Source organism: Streptomyces sp. NPDC088733, assembly GCF_044751185.1.
GTDB lineage: Bacteria > Actinomycetota > Actinomycetes > Streptomycetales > Streptomycetaceae > Actinacidiphila.
Window position 1 is genome coordinate 227,010 of the sequence record NZ_JBIVLH010000002.1, and the last position, 15,340, is coordinate 242,349.

Here is a 15,340-nt window from a genome sequence, read left to right on the forward strand (position 1 = left end):
CCTGGCTCTACGGGGAGTTGGGGCTGAGGCAGTCGGCTGGGGCGGGAGGCGGTGCCCCGCCGGTGAGTTGGATCTGGTAGATCTACCGCGGGCGTTTGTCGGTCCTGCGCGAAGGGTTCAGTGTGGACGTTGTCATCGATGCGGCGGAGGCGAATGCCTGCTCGGCCTGGGTGGTCATCGACTGGTTCTCGGATGCCCTCGACAAGACGTACTTCCAGGACGTGTTCGTCGGGAACCTGTCGGCTCTGGCCCTCGACCCCGATGGCAACATCGCCGCCCTCTCCGACCGTTCCACGCTCTTCACCCTGGACGCGGCGACTCGTGCGCCCGTGCGTGCCATGAGGCTGCTGGACGAGAACGGCAGGGAAGCCGACTTCGAGGCCCTGGTCTTCGACCACGACGGCTCGCTGCTCGTCGCCTCCGAGGGGTCGGACGTCCGGCGCTACACGCGGGACGGCACGTTCGTCCGCATACTGCCGGCCAACGACGGCCTCCGGGTCGCCCCGGCGGGGCGGGCCAGGGTCAACGAGACGTTCGAGGGACTCGCGCTCCAGCCCGGCGGCCTCACGCTGGTGGCCTCCATGGAGGGCCCACTGCTGGGGGACGATCCCCGGCTCCTGCGCTTCCAGACCTGGGAACGCGACCGACTCGACGCCGAGTTCCGCATCGCGGGGCAGTACGGATACGAACGCCACACGGGTCTGGCGATATCGGACATCAACGCGACCGGCGACGGCAGGCTGCTGGTCGTGGAGCGCGGATTCGACCGGAGTGTCGGCAACATCATCCGCCTCTACCTCGCCGACCCGCGCGGTGTGAGCGACGTGAGCGGTGTCGAGAACCTGACCCGCCAGGACGACGTGCGGCTCATGGAGAAGGTTCTTCTGGTCGACATGGCCGACTGTCCGCCGCTCGGTGCGACGAACCCGCAGCCGCAGGCCAACCCGCTGCTGGGCAACATCGAGGGCATGACCGTCACGGGGCACACCCGGGACGGCCGCCTCAAGCTGCTGATGGTGACGGACGACAACCAGAGCGCGCACCAGACCACCCGGCTGTACGGGCTGACCGTCCGCCTGCCCAGCCTCTGAGACACACTCCCCCGTCCCACCCCGACCGGAGGTCCTCCGCATGTCCCCCGCACGATTACTCGCCGGTGCTCCGTCGGCCCTGGCGGTCCTCGCCCTGTCCGGCTGCTCCTCCGTCCTGGGCTGCTCCGACACGACGACGGAGCGCGGGGAGGCCGGTGTCAGTGTGCAGGTCGTGAACCTCTACGGGCAGTCCCTGCACGTCACGGCCGAGGTCGTGGACTGGCGCCTCGAGCCCCATCCGCAGGAGCCCTCCAAGGGTGATCAGGTCCACTTCCACTTCCGCTTCGACGGCGCCGACGACGGGACCGACCCCGTGGTGGACGCCTGCGCGGTCGACAAGAAGCGCCTGGTCCTGGGATGTCGGACGGTGTCCTCGTCCGAGGCGTTCGGGCCCGGCGGTGTCCCGACGGGTGATGCCTGGATCGCCGTCGAGCACCCTGAGCAGGTTGCCGGAGTGCTCGTGATCCCCAACGACCAGTCCTACGGGGGACGAACCTGCGACCAGGACCCCAAGGACGGTGGCGGTCCGCACCCTCCGAAGCCGCCCGGCGTGGGGGACCGGCTCCAGTGAGCCGGCGGGCCGGGCGCCTTGCCGTCCGGCCCCGGAGTACGGCGCGCCGGGGTCGGCCCGTGGTGGACGCCGGCTGCCGCCTGCCTTGCCGGCACGGCACCGTGACGCGGGCGGCGGCGCGGCAGCGTGGAGTGTCCGTGGCGTGTGGTGTGATGTGGCCCTGGTCGGGCTGAGGGGGAGGACATGACGCGCACAACACCGCCGCGCCCGTTGGACATCACCGCGGAGTTCCCGGAACTGGCGGCGCTCGCCAGAACGGCCTTCCGGCTGCACCCCGTCCCGGGGAAGCCGACCGTCCATGACAGCTCCGTGGGCGGGCCGCTGCTGTGGCCGGCGGACGAGCCCTGGCCGGAGTACGAGTTGCCGCGGCTACCTGACGAACCCGTCACCGCGCTTGCGGACGTCCACCTGCTGCGCGCCCTCGTGGCCCAGGCGGACGCACGGCCCCCCAGCCCCTGATCCCGCTCGCCCAGCTCTACGCCCGCGATGTGCCCGGGCTCGCCTTCCCACCGGGCACGGACCTGCTGCAGGTGCTCTGGGTGCCGTCCAACCAGGTGGTAAGCGGTTCCGACGCCGTTCAGCTCAGGTGGCGACGGTCCTCCGAGGTACGGGACCTCCTGCTCGCTCCCCCTGAGCCCGCCTATGTCCCGGCCGCCTACTGCGTGCCCGTGCCGTGCGTACTGCACCCCGAACCGGTCCGCGAGTTCCCCTCCCGCCACCATCTCGACGAGGACCTCGCCGCGCGCCTCACGGCCTGGGACAAGCAGCGGGCCAAAGCCCCCTACTGGCACGACCTGTCCGTCGCCCCCGGCTGGAAAGCGGGGGGATGGCCCGCGCACTTCACCTTCCGCGGGCCGCCGGAGCCGGATTCGGACGAACTGCGCTGCGGCGAGTGCGGCAGTCCGGTCGACGCACTGCTCACCATGACCGGCAGCGAATGGGACGCAAGCACCACCAGCTGGATTCCGGTCGAATGCGGCGACGAGGCGGAGAAGCCGGTCGGCCTTCCGTACCGGAACCCCAGGGACCCCACCCAGGTGGAGATCGGCCGCGGCTGCACCCTGCAGATGTACCACTGCGTGGGTACGCCGTCCCATCCCCCGCGGTTCGTCATGCAGTGACGCTCGAGCCGGGGGCCGGGGGCCGGGGCCGGGCCCACGCAGGGTGCGCTCGTCGCAGCTCAGGCGCCGTCGCGCGTGCGGGTGATGGCCAGCAGCGCCATGTCGTCGGCCCTCCGGCCACCGGTGTGCCGGTGGCAGTCGGCGAGCAGGGCGTCGAGGAGGGCGTCCGGGCCGGCGGACCGGTGTTTCGCGCACCCGTCGGCCGGGTCGTAGAAGGTGCCCTCCTCGTCACGGGCCTCGCTGAGTCCGTCGGTGTAGAGCAGCAGGGTGGCCCCATCGGGGAAGACCACCGTGTCCACGCATTCCGGTTCGTCCCGCAGGGCCGCCATGCCGAGTGGCACCATGGGCCGGCTGGGTTCGAGGTAGCGGACCGTGTCCCCCGACATCAGAAGAGGCGCCGGGTGACCGCGGTTGACGATCCGTATCTCGTTCCCCGGCCCGGGGAACTCCACCAGGACACCGGTGACGAACCCTTCCAGCTCGATCAGGCTGCCCGACTGCCGGGCCTCAAGGACAAGGGCCCGCTCCAGGCGTTCCACCAGGGCGGTCAGACTGGGCTCCTGCAACGCCGCTTCGCGGAAGGTGCCGACGCCGACCGCGACCGCCCTGACCGCCCCCGTCCCCTTGCCGCGCACGTCGCCGATGACACAACGCACGCCGAACGGCGTGTCGACCACGGAGTAGAGGTCCCCGCCGATCTGCGCGTCCGTCTCGGCCGCCTCGTAGCGTCCCGCGAAGCACAGCGGACCGATCCGCTCCGGCGGCGACGGCATGACCGCGCGCTGAACGGCGCCGGCGATGTCCCGTACGGACTGCAGTTGTGTCTTTCGGTGCTGCAGCAGCCGGTTGAGGAAGACCGCGACACCGGTCACCGTGGCGACCATGACCAGTTCGCTGTACGCGATCGCACTCCGGCGGTAGCCGAAGTACCGGAACATGAACCAGTCGACCAGGAGGGCGATCACCCCGGTGAGGATCGTGCCGCGCAGGGACAGCAAGGCCGCGGCCGTCAGGACCGCGGCGGCGTAGAGGGCGGAGGCGCTGACGGTGCGCGGCGTACTGAAGTCGATCACCGCGGCAAGGAGGATCAGCGCGGCCGGCAGCAGACGGCTCCGCTTCGCCACCCACTCCCATGCACCCGGCCTCGTCACGCGTTGCTCACCGGCTGCTTTCCGCCTTCCTCTCCGCACTTCCTCGAACGGGCGGTCACCACCGGATGACCATGTACCCGGGCCCGCCGGGCCCGCCGGGCTTGCCGGCGGGCCCGCCGGGCTTGCCGGCGGGCCCGGCCGTGGTCCCGCCGTCGCCCGGTACGGCCGGTCCGGCAGGCTGCGCGCCCTCCGTCACGGCGGCGGACGTCAGGGCGACGCTCGCGGCCGTGGACCGGACCGCTCGGCCGACTCGGGGCATCACCGCGTCACCTCCTGGACGGGCCCGCGGCAGCGGACAGCTGCGAACCCAAGAATCACCCGGGGTGACACCTGACGCACCCTCAGCGGCCGACCGGGTGAGGGCAGGCCCCCCGAGGGGCGTGGCACGCCATGTAGCCTGGGCCGACCTGGCCCTGCTGGAAGAACGGGACTGACGCCGTGGAGCTCGTTTTCGCCGGCCGTGTCATCGAGTGGCGTGGGCCGGCACCGTATTACTTCGCCGTCGTGCCGGACGACGAGTGCGGGCACATCCGTGAGGTGGCGGCGATGGCCAGCTACGGCTGGGGCGTGATCCCGGTCGAGGCGCGCATCGGCGAGGTCACCTTCACTACCTCTCTGTTTCCCAGGGACGGCGGCTACCTGCTGCCCCTCAAGCTCGCCGTGCGCAAGCCTGAGGGCATTGTGGCCGGCGACGACGTGGCCGTGGAGATGACCGTCCGGCTCTAGCCCCGGCAGGTCCGAGCACAGGAGAGGTGCGCGACGCATGGGACGGTCGTTCAGCCGCGGCGCGGTTTGGCGCTGGATCGCCGTGGTGGCCGCGGTGGCGGTGGCCGGTGGGTTCGTGGTCCACGAGACACGCACGCACCGCGAGTCCGCCGCCGTCGACGCGCGGCTCACCCAGTTGCAGGCGGACCGGATCACCTCCGCGCTGGACGCGGAGGTGGGCCGGCACACGTCGCTCCACCGCTATCGCACCTGTACGGACGAGGAAACGCCCTCCGTGGAGCTGCATTACAAGGTGCCCGCCACCGCCTCGGTCCGCACCGAGGTGGCGCGGACCGCACGGCTCGCGGGGTGGAATGCCGCATCGTGGGACGGTCTGGGCTCCGGCTACTTCGCCCTGAACATCGACAAGCGGTTCAAGGGCTGGCACAGCACCCAGTCGTTCATGAACCTCCACAGTGGCGACCTCATGGTGAGCCTGGAGACCGCCGACCACGACGGGTGCCTGTAGCCGCGCCGTACCCCCGTCACCAGGGGCCGTGCTGGAGCAGGCCGAGGGTCAGGGCGGCCGCGGCGGTGGCGAGGAACACGATGCCGCCCACGATGTTGCGGGAGCCCACCCGCAGGTGGGCGATGATCGCGCCGACGAAGTAGAGCACGAGGCCCGAGGCGGCGAGGGTTCCCAGGAGAGGCACGGCGAGCCCGGCGAGCAGCCCGGCGGTGCCGGCCGCCAGCAGCATGCCCAGTACCGGGACCCACTTGCGGTCCAGGCCCTTCATGTCCGCCTGTGTTTTGGGGTATTCGTGGCCGATCAGGTAGGTGACGGCGGCGGCGCCGTTGAAGACCGCGCCGAGGACGGTGACCGTGACGTAGGCGGCGAGCACGATTCTCCGCTTCTGTGGGGGCACGGCCGCCGCGCGCCTCTCCTCAAGGGTGTCTGGCACGACAACGCAACGGCGGTCGATGCCCGGCATCGATGGCCCACCGAGTGTGCCACCGATCGCCAACGCCCGGTAGGCACCGCGGAACACCGCGCGACAGCGCCCGCCGGGCCGGAGCCCGGCGGGCGCGTGGCCCGGCGTCAGGGCTGGAGCCACCAGGGGCTCGAGTAGGCGACGCCCAGGTCGTTGCAGGCGTGGCCGGACGGGCCGGGCTGGGCGTTGGGCTGGGAGGGGTCGGAGATGCGCAGCACGACCCAGTTGCCGTCGGCGGCGTTGAGCGGGACGGTGAACTCGGCCAGGCTGCCGAAGGTGGTCGGGACGACGTCCACCACGGTCGGCGCGTTGGAACCGGGCCGCAGGACTTGGACGTTGAGGGGCTTGCCGGCCCAGTCGGGGCCGCGGTCGAGGTCGACGGCGAAGCGGACGTCGCCCGAGGCGAGCGACAGGACGCCGCCCATCCGGACGCCGTTCGCGGTCGCGTCGAGGCGCAGTCCGGAGTAGCGGGTGGCGAAGAAGCGGCGGGCGCGCATGGCTTCGAGCACACCGGCGCGGGTGTTCTCCGTGACCCAGAGCCCGGCGCGGCCGACGCCCTCGACCTTGCCCCACTCGGTGCCGTGGTGGTCGCTGACGCCGGTGATGCCGGTGCGCCAGCCCGCGTTGAGAACGGCGTTGAGGTGGGAGGACTTGCGGTCGGACCAGCCGTCGAAGAGGTAGTCGTCGCCGCGGTTGAACATCTCGACGCTGACCATCTTGTCGCGGACGGCGGCGGAGTAGGAGAAGTCGTTGAAACGGCCGATCTCGCGGCCCGGGTGGTTGAAGCCCGCGACGGCGTCGCGGCCGCCGATCCAGTTGTAGAGGGAGCCCATGGAGCTCGCGCCGCCGAGGTCGACGAACTGGTCGGTGAACCAGACGTTGGCGTGACCCAGCAGCGGGTGCGACCACTCGAAGCCGCGGATCGCGGTGTAGTTGCCGGGATCGTTGGCCGCGTCGGCGAGCTGCCGGGTGCGGTCCCACTCACCCTTGGACAGGCCGTTGATCGCGAGGAGGGTGGTGTGGTCGGTGAGGGCGGCCACGTCGAGGCCCGCGTCGCGCATGGAGGCGAAGGCGAGGGCGGGGTCTCCGTCGCCGTCGGACATGAGCGTGTGGTTGTGCAGGTCGGCGTGGACGAGTCGGGTCCCCTGGGTGACCAGTGAGGCGCGGGAGGCCCCGGCCCGGTTCGTGGCGGGGGTGTCCGCGGCGGTACGGGTGCCCGCCGCCTGGGCCGTGCCGGGCAGGGACGCGGCGATCAGCAGGCCGCCCGCACCGGCGAGGAGGGAGCGTCGGCTGGGTCCGTGAGAGTGCGTGTGCGCCGTGTCGGCGTGGGGTTCACTCATGGCGGCCATGACAACACCTTGGCAGGAGCATGGCGAAAATTTGGCGTTCCCGAGGGGTGAACGCCACCCGCCCGCCCGATGTTCGCCTCAGGTACCCGTGCCGATGGCGTCCTGGCGGGCGACGAACCGGGCCCGGCCGCCCTCGACGTGGTAGAGGAACCAGCCGCCGTCCGGCGCGGTCTCCAGGTACTGCGACTGGCTCTCGTAGCTGAAGCGGCGGGTGATGCCCTGCCAGGGGACCCGCAGGAGTTCCGCGCGCAGCGACTCGCGCCGCCCGTCGCCGCCCGGCGCGGCCAGGCCGTGGGCGGCGAAGCGGACGGCGTCGTATGCCTCCGCGGCCCAGGGGCCCGGCGCACCGCCGTGCCGGGCCCGGTAGGCGGCGGCGAACGCCCGCAGCCGGGGGTCGGCCGCGTCGGCGTACCCCGTGCTGATCCACCAGCCCTCGCCCGCGCTCAGGAAGGCCGCCGACAGCACGTGCTCGTCCGCGACGCGCACCCCCCGGTGACCTGCCGCCTTGAGCGCCGCGGCGCAGGCCGCGGCGCGGGACGGGGTGGCGCCCGCGAAGAGGACGTCGTCGGGGTGGGCCGCGATGTCGCGGGCGGCGGCACCGAATCCGTCCCCGGCGGCGACCTCCAACACGTCGACGCGCCCGTCCAGGTGGCCGTGGACGGTGACGATCTGGACGGTGGGCAGGCTCTCCTCCTCGTCGGCGAGGTCGTAGACGACTGCTGTCCGCTGCGGGTGGACCACGCGGTTGAGGTAGCGCAGCACGGCACCGGGTCCGGCGGTGCGGGTGGCGCGCAGCACCAGCGTGCTGGTCGTGTGGACGACGTTGAGCTGCGTGCTGTCGGCGCGGGTCACCAGCAGGCAGAGGCCCGCCTTGGTGCACACCGGTACGGCAGCGGGCACGGCTTCATTGGCGCCCGCGCCGATCACGGCGTGCACGTCGGGATCGGCGGCGAGCCCGGCGGCGCCCGCGGCGGAGCCGGCGGCGGTGCCCCGGTCGTCGACGGCCCGCAGGGCCAGGTCGAACGGCCGGTCCGCGCGGCCGTTGTGCTCGGCGACCGCGATCCCCGCTCCTCGTTCCTGGGACCGGACGGCCTCCGTGGAGCGGTCGCCGAGGAGTCCGATGACACGCGTGGGCAGCGTGCGCCTCCCGGCCCCGCTCCCCGTGCGCGGGCGTCCCCACTGCCACCAGGCGGTGCCGCCGCCGAGCGCGCCGACGCCGAGCGCGGCCGACGCGACGATCAGGCGCCGCCGGGACGTCGCGGGCGGAGGGTCGGCGACGGCGGCGGACAACTCGGTCGGTTCCGGCACCGGCAGGTCCAGGACGCGCCCGGCGCGCTCGGCGACCACGGCCGGCAGTCCCCCGGGCAGCCAGGAACGGGAGTCGAACGAGCCGAAGAGGTCGCGCAGCCGGGCCACGGTGGGGCGCTCGTCGGCGCTCTTGGCGAGGCAGGCCCGCAAGGCGGCATCGAGTTCGCGGGGCAGGCCGGCGAGGTCCGGTTCCTCGTGCACGGTCCGGTAGAGCACGGCGGCGGCGCCGCCCGTGCCGAACGGCGGCCGCCCGGTGAGGGAGTGGACCAGCACGCAGCCCAGGGAGAAGACGTCGCCGGCCGGTCCCACCGTCGTGCCCCTGGCCTGCTCCGGGGAGAGATAGCCGGGAGAGCCGATGACGGAGCCGTCCGCCGTGAGCGCCGTCGCACCCACGGCCCGCGCGATGCCGAAGTCGATGAGGCGCGGTCCGTCGGCGGCGAGCAGCACGTTGGCGGGTTTCACGTCCCGGTGGACCAGGCCGGCGCGGTGGACGTCGTCCAGGGCCGCGGCCAGCGCGGCCGCCAGCGTGCGGACCTGGGGCACCGGCCAGGGACCGTGCAGGGCGAGGGCCTCGGACAGCGGGAGGCCGGGGACGTAGGCGGTCGCGAGCCACGGTGAGCGGGCGTCGGCGTCGGCCGTGAGGACCGGGACCGTCCACCGGCTCGACAGCCGCGTCGCCAGTTCCGTCTCGCGGCGGAACCGCGCCAGGAAGTCCGGGTCCTCCGCGTACTCGGAGCGGATCACCTTCAGCGCCACCCAGGCGCCGTGCGGCGACCGCGCGAGGTAGACGACGCCCATGCCGCCGGCGCCGAGCCGGGCCACGAGGCGGTGCCCGCCGACCCACGACGGGTCGGTGGCCAGCAGCTGGTCCATGGCCCCTACTGGTTCCCGGTGTTCGGCAGGATCGTCCCCACCTGGCGGAAGCGTCCGCCGCGGACCTGGTGGACAAACGTCTCGGTGCCCATGTTCTGCGTCGTGACCGCGTACTGGTGGTAGTCGCTGAACGCGTAGGTCCGCGCGACACCGTGGTACGTCGTCTTCTGGAGCCGTGCGGCGAGCGCGGGCCGGGCCGGACGCCCGCCCCCGGCCGGCACGGTGCGGGCGAACTCCTGCAGCAGCATGCGGACGCTGTCGTAGGCCTCGGTGGCGTACGGCTCCGGGGTGCCGCCGTAGCGCGCCTTCCAGGCGGCGGTGAAGCGCACGGCCTCCTTCGTCTTGAGGACGGCCGGGTCGACGGCCGACGTGACGACGTACCAGCCCTCGCCCGCGGCGCCCGCCAGGCGCGGGAAGTCCGATCCGTAGAGCAGGTGGGACATCCACCGGGGGCCGGTGAAGCCCGCCCGGGCCAGTTGCCCGGCGGCGCGGACGGTCGCGTCCAGGGGCGCCAGGTAGACGAAGTCCTGGACGCCGCGGGACAGCAGTTGGCGCACGGCCGCGGGGCCGTCGTCGGTGTCCTCGGCAACGACCCGCGGCAGCACCTCGGCCCCGAGGATCTGGCGCCACGAGGTCACCACGACATTGCCCTGGTCGTGCATGACGGACCCGCCGGCCCGGTCGATGACGACCCCGGCCCGGCCCACCTGGCCGGAGGCCAGCGCGCTCAGCGCGATCGCCGTTCCCCCGGCCTGGTGGGGCATACCGGTCTGGAAGCTGACCGCCGGGGACGACACGAAGAAGTCGCTCTGCCCGGTGGTACTGGAGACATGGGTCAGGTTGGCGGCCCCGTACACGCGTGAGGCGGCCCGCATCGCGATCTCGCCGGTCGGCCCGAACACGGCGAACACGGCGCGGTCGGCGGCCAGTTCATGGGCGACCGAGGTGGCACGGTCGACGGTCCCGTCGTCGTCCAGGACCTTCGTCCGCACGGTGAAGGCGCCGCCCGCGGCGGCGTTGTGCTCGGCGACGGCCAGTTGCGCCGCCCGCTCGCAGGTGCGGCCCAGGCCGGCGTCGGGCCCGGTGCGGGTGACCTGGACACCGAGCACGTACGTGGGCTTCGTGGCCGCCTTCGCCTCCGCGCCGGTCCCGTCGCGTCCCGCCGCCCACAGCGCCGCCCCCGAGCCGCCGCCCGCCAGCAGCAGCGCCCCTCCGGCGACCAGCAGCCGGCGGCGGGAGGCGAGCCGCTTGCTCCGGGTGCGCGAGGCGTCGTCGGGGCCGTCCAGCACCGTGGGTTCGATGTCCGGCAGCGCGAGGCTCTCGGCGGAGCGTTCCGCGACCGTGCGGGCGACCGGGTCCGGCAGCCACGCCGAGGGCGACGCGGGGGCGTCCTCGGCGAGCCGTGTCCGCAGTTCCGCGGGCGTGGGGCGGGTCTGGGGGTCCTTGGCGAGGCAGGCGTCGAGCACCTCGCGCAGTTCGCCCGCGACACCTTGCAGATCGGGCTCGTCGTGGACGGTGCGGTACAGCAGGGCGTCGGGGGTGCCGACGCCGAACGGGGGCCGGCCGGTCGCGGCGTACGCGAGGACACAGCCGAGCGCGAAGACGTCGCCCGCGGGGCCGCTCCCCTCGCCCCGGGCCTGCTCCGGGGCGAGGAAGCCCGCGGTGCCGATCACCAGGCCCGAGGCGGTGAGCGCTGTGTCGTCGGTGGCCCGGGCGATGCCGAAGTCGATCAGACGGGGGCCGTTGACGGCCAGCAGGACGTTGCCCGGCTTCACGTCGCGGTGCACCAGTCCGGCCCCGTGCACGGCGCCCAGCGCCTCGGCCAGCAGCGCCCCCAGGACCCGCACGGCGGACGGCGGCAGCGGGCCGTGCTCCCCCACCGCCTCGCCGAGCGAGGGGCCGGGTACGAAGGCGGTCGCCAGCCACGGCTCGGGCGCCGTGCCGTCCGCCCCGAGGACCGGGACCACCCAGGGGCTCCCGACGCGCCGTGCGAGCTCGGCCTCCCGGGCGAACCGGACGCGGAACTCCTCGTCGGCCGCGCTCTCCGCCCGGATGACCTTCACGGCGGCCAGCCCACCGGCCTCGGACCGCCCCAGGTAGACCACGCCCATGCCGCCGGCGCCGAGCCGCCGCAGCAGCCGGAAGCCCCCGACCGCCAGGGGGTCGGAGGGACGCATCGCCTCACTCATCGCCCGCGCCTTCCGCCTCGTCGCCGGAGACCGGCGCGTCCTTCCCCTCGGCGCCGGGCGTCTGTGCCGCTGTCGCCCTCCTGCCCAGGCGGTCGATGTCGGCGGTGACGTATCCGACGCCCGCGAGGGCCTGCTCGGTGACCGCCGTCGTCTCCGCCTCGCTGCCGCCGGGGGCGTGCCGTACGGTCGCGGCCACCGTCACCGGGCCGAGCCGGTGCTTGAACCAGTCGAAGCGGCGGGGCCTGCTGTCGCCGTCGGCGACGTACTCGCCGAACTCGGTGAGGTTGTCGTCGGACGTGGCCGTCCGCTGCTCGGTGAACGGGTCGCCCTGCGACGCCATGCCCTGCACCCGCTCGGTGGCGGTGAGTTGCTGGGTCGGGCAGCGCAGGGGCTCCTCGAGCGAGACCGCCATGTCCCTGCGGGCCTCGACCACCGAGGCGTGCACGGTGACCGTCAGGGACACGAAGACGGGGCCCTTCCCGCCGGCCGCGGGCCGGACGAAGGAGCGCGTCAGGCCGGCGAGAACGGTGGGCGCGAGCGGCTCGCGGCGCCAGATGCAGTCGTCGCCGAGGACGGTCCACGTGGCGGGCCCGGTCTCGTAGGGGTCCCGCCTGCGGTATCCGGACCCGAAGTAGTCCGGTCGCACCGTGAGTCCGCGTACGAACGCCGTCGCCTCGGACCGGGTCCTCGGTGCCGCGCTCTCGGCCAGGGTGAAGGGTTCGTTCGCCGCCGTCGCGGACGGGGCCGGGCTCGCGCTGCTGCGTCCGCTCGGGGACGCTCCGGAGGGCGAGGCGGTGGCCTCGTCCGTCCCGCCCCCGCTGGTGCAGCCCGCGAGCAGCAGTGCCCCTGCCGCCGCGAGCAGCACCGGCTCACGTCTGTTCACGCACACCCGTCCCATCGCGTTCGCCGTACGCCTCGTCGGTTGGCCGTCGCATGTCGTTCGCATGTGCCATCATGCGCCAACTAGGCTTGTCCAGCTACGCGTTGGGGTGAACAGTGGTGTCCGCACCCGCTCACGGGCCGGGGATCAGACCCGCGTCGCCGACCGGTTCTGCCACGCCTGCTCCAGCGCCCGGGCGTAGAGTTCCACGGGTTGCAGGCCCGCGACGCCGTACGTCCGGTCCAGGACGAAGAACGGCACTCCCCCCGCGCCGAGTTCGGCCGCGAGCCGCTCGTCGGAGCGGACGGCCGCGGCGTACGCGTCGGGGTCGGCGAGCACCTCGCGCGCCTCGGCCGCGTCGAGTCCCGCATCGGAGGCGAGGGCGATCAGGGTCTCCCTGTCGTACACCGAGCGCTCGTCCGCGAAGTTGACCTTGAAGGCGAGGTCCCGCAGCTCCGCCTGGCGGCCCCGGTCCTTGGCGAAGTGCAGCAGGCGGTGCAGGTCGAAGGTGTTGCCGTCGACACGGCCGCCGATCCGGAAGCCGAGCCCTTCGGCGCGCGCCTCGGACGCGGCGTGCTCCTCCCGGGCGATCTGCTGCTCGCGGGTGCGTCCGTACCGGGCCGCCACCGCGTCGATGACGGGCGTTCCGCGATTCTCGGCGTCCGGATTGAGCTCGAACGACCGGTGCACCACCTCGACCTCGTCGCGGTGCTGGAAGGCGGCGAGCGCCCGCGCGAAGCGCGCGTCGCCGATGTAGCACCAGGGGCAGGCGATGTCGGTCCAGATCTCGACGCGCATGTGTCCGTGACTCCATGAGTAGACGTTCGGTCCACTACAAAATAGACGACCGATCGGCTATACCCAAACGGAAAAACAACGAGCAATTCGGCGTATCCGGGATGACGGTCCCGACGGCACGCGTTCCCAAGAAAAGCGTCACACGTGGATTTCAAATGATTTGCCCCTATATGCACGGGCCGGTCCCCAGGAAGACACACGGCGCAGACAGGGCACCGGACCTCCACCCCGACCCCCGCAGAGGTGTCGCTCGTGCACTCGACCCGTCTTGGCAGGCGCTTCCCCGTCCTCGTCCTCTCCGTCGTGCTGTTCTCCGGTCTGCAAGCGGCACTGGCCCTCGCGCACATCCACGTCATGGGGCTGCCCGAGTACTCCGTGCTGCTCCCTGTGGTCGCGGGCGCGCTGCTGCCCTTGCGGCAGACCCTCGGCGTGGGCCTCCTCAACCTCGCCGCGGTCTGCGCGGTCTACGGGGGGCTCCGGCCGGACATCGGGCTCGCCGGGCAGCTCACGGTCGTCGCCGCGCCGGCGGTCGCGCTGGGGCTCGGCATGGCCGTCTGCCGCGTCCGGCTCTCCCGCGAGAGGCGCCTCGAACGAGTGATGATCGCCCGCGACAGGCTCGGCCTGCTCAGCGAGGCCGGCAGGCGGGTGGGCAGCACCCTGAGCGTGACCCGCACAGCGGAGGAACTGGCGGACGTGGCGGTGCACGGCTTCGCGGACCACGCCGCCGTGGACATCTTCGACTGGGTGCTGCGCGGCGAGGACGACACCGCCGGCGCCCGGGCGGGCGACAGCGCCCTGCGCCGCACGGCCTCGCGGTCCGGGCCCGAGCCCCTTCCGGGGCTAACGGCGGAGCCGGGCGAGGCCGTCACCCACCCGCAGGGGTCGGCGCCGGCCCGCGCCCTGACGACGGGCGAACCCGTACCGGCCCGGGCTCACGGTGCCGCTGGCGCCGCGGACCCGGCCCCCTCCACGCTGTCGGTTCCCCTCCGCGCCCGCGGGATCACCGTCGGCGTCGCGCTCTTCACGCGCTCCGGGCACCGGGCCGGCTTCGACGCCGACGACGTACTGCTGGCCCGGGAGATCGGGGCACGGGCCGCGGTCTTCGTGGACAACGCCCGCCGCTACACCCGTGAGCGCGACACGTCCCTCGCGCTCCAGCAGAGCCTTCTGCCGCAGGTGGCCGCCGAGCAGTCGGCGGTCTCCGCCGCCACCCGCTACCTGGCCGCGGACTCCCGCGCCGGAGTGGGCGGCGACTGGTTCGACGTCATCCCGCTCTCGGGGGCCCGGGTCGCCATGGTGGTGGGCGACGTGGTCGGCCGCGGCCTCAACGCGTCGGCGACGATGGGCCGGCTGCGCGCCGCGGTACGCACGCTCGCCGACATCGACCTGCCGCCCGACGAACTCCTCACCCACCTGGACGACCTGATCATCCGCCTCGGAACGGACATGGAACGCGCCGCGGCCGCCGGCCACGGCGGAGCGCGGGCCGGGGAGCTGGCGGCGACCTGCCTGTACATGATCTACGACCCGGTGTCGCGCAGCTGCACGGCCGCCCGCGCCGGCCATCCCCCGCCCGCCCTGGTGCGCCCCGGCGCGCCCGCCGAATACCTCGACATCCCCGCCGGTCCCCCGTTGGGCGTCGGCGGACTGCCCTTCGAGACCGTCCAGCTGGACGTGCCCGAGGGAAGCCTGCTCGCCCTCTACACCGACGGTCTCGTCGAATCGGCGGAAGACGGCCTGGAGGTGGGGCTCGAACGCCTGCGGAAGGCCCTGTCCGAACCGGTCGACTCCGCGGAGGACGCCTGCGACCACGTCCTGGACCTGCTGGTCGGCGACGCCCCGAGGGACGACGTCGCCCTCGTCGTCGCCCGCACCCGGGAACTCGGCGCCGACCACGTCGCCGCCTGGGACGTGTCACCGGATCTCGCCGAGGTCGCGCGCGTCCGCGACCTCGCCGCGCGCCGGCTGGCGGGCTGGGGCCTGGAGGAGCAGGCGTTCACCGCGGAAGTCGTCATCAGCGAGCTGGTCACCAATGCCGTCCGCTACGGAACGGGCCCCGTGCACCTGCGGCTGATCCGGCAGGACGCGCTGATCATGGAGGTGTCGGACGGCAGCAACACCGCTCCCCATCTGCGCCGGGCCCGGGTGTTCGACGAAGGCGGACGCGGGCTGTTCATCGTGGCGCACCTCGCCGAACGCTGGGGTACACGGCAACGGCCCGACGGAAAGACCATCTGGGCCGAACTGGCGCTGTAGAAGGGCCGCCGCCGTGCACGGCGACCCCCTCCTCGGCTCCCGGCCGCACGGCAAGG

15 protein-coding genes are annotated in these 15,340 nt (G+C 73.3%); 7 read left to right on the forward strand and 8 right to left on the reverse strand.

Annotation, left to right across the window (positions count from 1 at the left end; genetic code table 11):
• The first annotated feature begins 122 nt into the window (after window positions 1-122).
• From ACIP64_RS04425 to ACIP64_RS04440, 4 genes are all read left to right on the forward strand, one after another.
• Window positions 123-1,091 (forward strand): esterase-like activity of phytase family protein, encoded by a 969-nt coding sequence (locus ACIP64_RS04425; protein ID WP_401581679.1) that lies wholly within the window; start codon window positions 123-125, stop codon window positions 1,089-1,091.
• 40 nt (window positions 1,092-1,131) lie between these two features.
• On the forward strand, window positions 1,132-1,662 hold the full coding sequence (locus ACIP64_RS04430) for a hypothetical protein (RefSeq protein WP_401581680.1): 531 nt from the start codon (window positions 1,132-1,134) through the stop codon (window positions 1,660-1,662).
• 183 nt (window positions 1,663-1,845) lie between these two features.
• A complete protein-coding gene (locus ACIP64_RS04435) occupies window positions 1,846-2,121 on the forward strand; it encodes a hypothetical protein (RefSeq protein ID WP_401581683.1) in 276 nt (91 codons plus the stop codon).
• Between the two features lie 29 nt (window positions 2,122-2,150).
• Window positions 2,151-2,783, forward strand: coding sequence for a hypothetical protein (locus ACIP64_RS04440; protein WP_401581686.1), 633 nt, complete (start codon window positions 2,151-2,153; stop codon window positions 2,781-2,783).
• A gap of 59 nt (window positions 2,784-2,842) precedes the next feature.
• Here the strand turns inward: ACIP64_RS04440 and ACIP64_RS04445 are convergent, their stop codons facing one another.
• Window positions 2,843-3,907, reverse strand: coding sequence for a PP2C family protein-serine/threonine phosphatase (locus ACIP64_RS04445; RefSeq protein ID WP_401581688.1), 1,065 nt, complete (start codon window positions 3,905-3,907; stop codon window positions 2,843-2,845).
• Between the two features lie 82 nt (window positions 3,908-3,989).
• Window positions 3,990-4,193 carry a hypothetical protein gene (locus ACIP64_RS04450; protein ID WP_401581691.1) on the reverse strand — a complete coding sequence of 68 codons (204 nt, stop codon included), beginning with the start codon at window positions 4,191-4,193 and terminating at the stop codon, window positions 3,990-3,992.
• Window positions 4,194-4,372: 179 nt separating this feature from the next.
• Between ACIP64_RS04450 and ACIP64_RS04455 the strand changes: the two genes are divergently transcribed.
• Together ACIP64_RS04455 and ACIP64_RS04460 are read left to right on the forward strand one after the other, a co-directional pair.
• Window positions 4,373-4,660 carry a DUF1905 domain-containing protein gene (locus ACIP64_RS04455; RefSeq protein ID WP_401581693.1) on the forward strand — a complete coding sequence of 96 codons (288 nt, stop codon included), beginning with the start codon at window positions 4,373-4,375 and terminating at the stop codon, window positions 4,658-4,660.
• 37 nt (window positions 4,661-4,697) lie between these two features.
• Window positions 4,698-5,168 (forward strand): hypothetical protein, encoded by a 471-nt coding sequence (locus ACIP64_RS04460; RefSeq protein ID WP_401581696.1) that lies wholly within the window; start codon window positions 4,698-4,700, stop codon window positions 5,166-5,168.
• Window positions 5,169-5,184: 16 nt separating this feature from the next.
• Here the strand turns inward: ACIP64_RS04460 and ACIP64_RS04465 are convergent, their stop codons facing one another.
• From ACIP64_RS04465 to ACIP64_RS04490, 6 genes are all read right to left on the reverse strand, one after another.
• Window positions 5,185-5,541 carry a DoxX family protein gene (locus tag ACIP64_RS04465; RefSeq protein WP_401582383.1) on the reverse strand — a complete coding sequence of 119 codons (357 nt, stop codon included), beginning with the start codon at window positions 5,539-5,541 and terminating at the stop codon, window positions 5,185-5,187.
• Window positions 5,542-5,738: 197 nt separating this feature from the next.
• A complete protein-coding gene (locus ACIP64_RS04470; protein WP_401581698.1) occupies window positions 5,739-6,971 on the reverse strand; it encodes a CehA/McbA family metallohydrolase in 1,233 nt (410 codons plus the stop codon).
• A gap of 87 nt (window positions 6,972-7,058) precedes the next feature.
• Window positions 7,059-9,161, reverse strand: coding sequence for a bifunctional serine/threonine-protein kinase/ABC transporter substrate-binding protein (locus tag ACIP64_RS04475; RefSeq protein WP_401581700.1), 2,103 nt, complete (start codon window positions 9,159-9,161; stop codon window positions 7,059-7,061).
• Window positions 9,162-9,166: 5 nt separating this feature from the next.
• Entirely contained in the window at window positions 9,167-11,350 is a 2,184-nt protein-coding gene (locus tag ACIP64_RS04480) for a bifunctional serine/threonine-protein kinase/ABC transporter substrate-binding protein (protein ID WP_401581702.1), read from the reverse strand.
• Window positions 11,343-12,233, reverse strand: coding sequence for a hypothetical protein (locus tag ACIP64_RS04485; protein WP_401581705.1), 891 nt, complete (start codon window positions 12,231-12,233; stop codon window positions 11,343-11,345). Before ACIP64_RS04485 ends, ACIP64_RS04480 begins: the two co-directional genes overlap by 8 nt.
• A gap of 144 nt (window positions 12,234-12,377) precedes the next feature.
• A complete protein-coding gene (locus tag ACIP64_RS04490; protein WP_401581707.1) occupies window positions 12,378-13,028 on the reverse strand; it encodes a DsbA family oxidoreductase in 651 nt (216 codons plus the stop codon).
• 252 nt (window positions 13,029-13,280) lie between these two features.
• Here ACIP64_RS04490 and ACIP64_RS04495 point away from each other — a divergent pair, with 252 nt between their 5' ends.
• On the forward strand, window positions 13,281-15,284 hold the full coding sequence (locus ACIP64_RS04495; RefSeq protein ID WP_401581710.1) for a SpoIIE family protein phosphatase: 2,004 nt from the start codon (window positions 13,281-13,283) through the stop codon (window positions 15,282-15,284).
• Window positions 15,285-15,340: the final 56 nt, after the last annotated feature.

Excerpts from the sequence above, each read along its gene's own strand:
- ACIP64_RS04430 (WP_401581680.1), top strand. The coding sequence starts at position 1,132 with ATGTCCCCCGCACGATTACTCGCCGGTGCTCCGTCGGCCCTGGCGGTC.
- ACIP64_RS04435 (WP_401581683.1), top strand. The coding sequence starts at position 1,846 with ATGACGCGCACAACACCGCCGCGCCCGTTGGACATCACCGCGGAGTTC.
- ACIP64_RS04450 (WP_401581691.1), bottom strand. The coding sequence starts at position 4,193 with ATGCCCCGAGTCGGCCGAGCGGTCCGGTCCACGGCCGCGAGCGTCGCC.
- ACIP64_RS04460 (WP_401581696.1), top strand. The coding sequence starts at position 4,698 with ATGGGACGGTCGTTCAGCCGCGGCGCGGTTTGGCGCTGGATCGCCGTG.
- ACIP64_RS04470 (WP_401581698.1), bottom strand. The coding sequence starts at position 6,971 with ATGAGTGAACCCCACGCCGACACGGCGCACACGCACTCTCACGGACCC.
- ACIP64_RS04475 (WP_401581700.1), bottom strand. The coding sequence starts at position 9,161 with ATGGACCAGCTGCTGGCCACCGACCCGTCGTGGGTCGGCGGGCACCGC.
- ACIP64_RS04480 (WP_401581702.1), bottom strand. The coding sequence starts at position 11,350 with ATGAGTGAGGCGATGCGTCCCTCCGACCCCCTGGCGGTCGGGGGCTTC.
- ACIP64_RS04490 (WP_401581707.1), bottom strand. The coding sequence starts at position 13,028 with ATGCGCGTCGAGATCTGGACCGACATCGCCTGCCCCTGGTGCTACATC.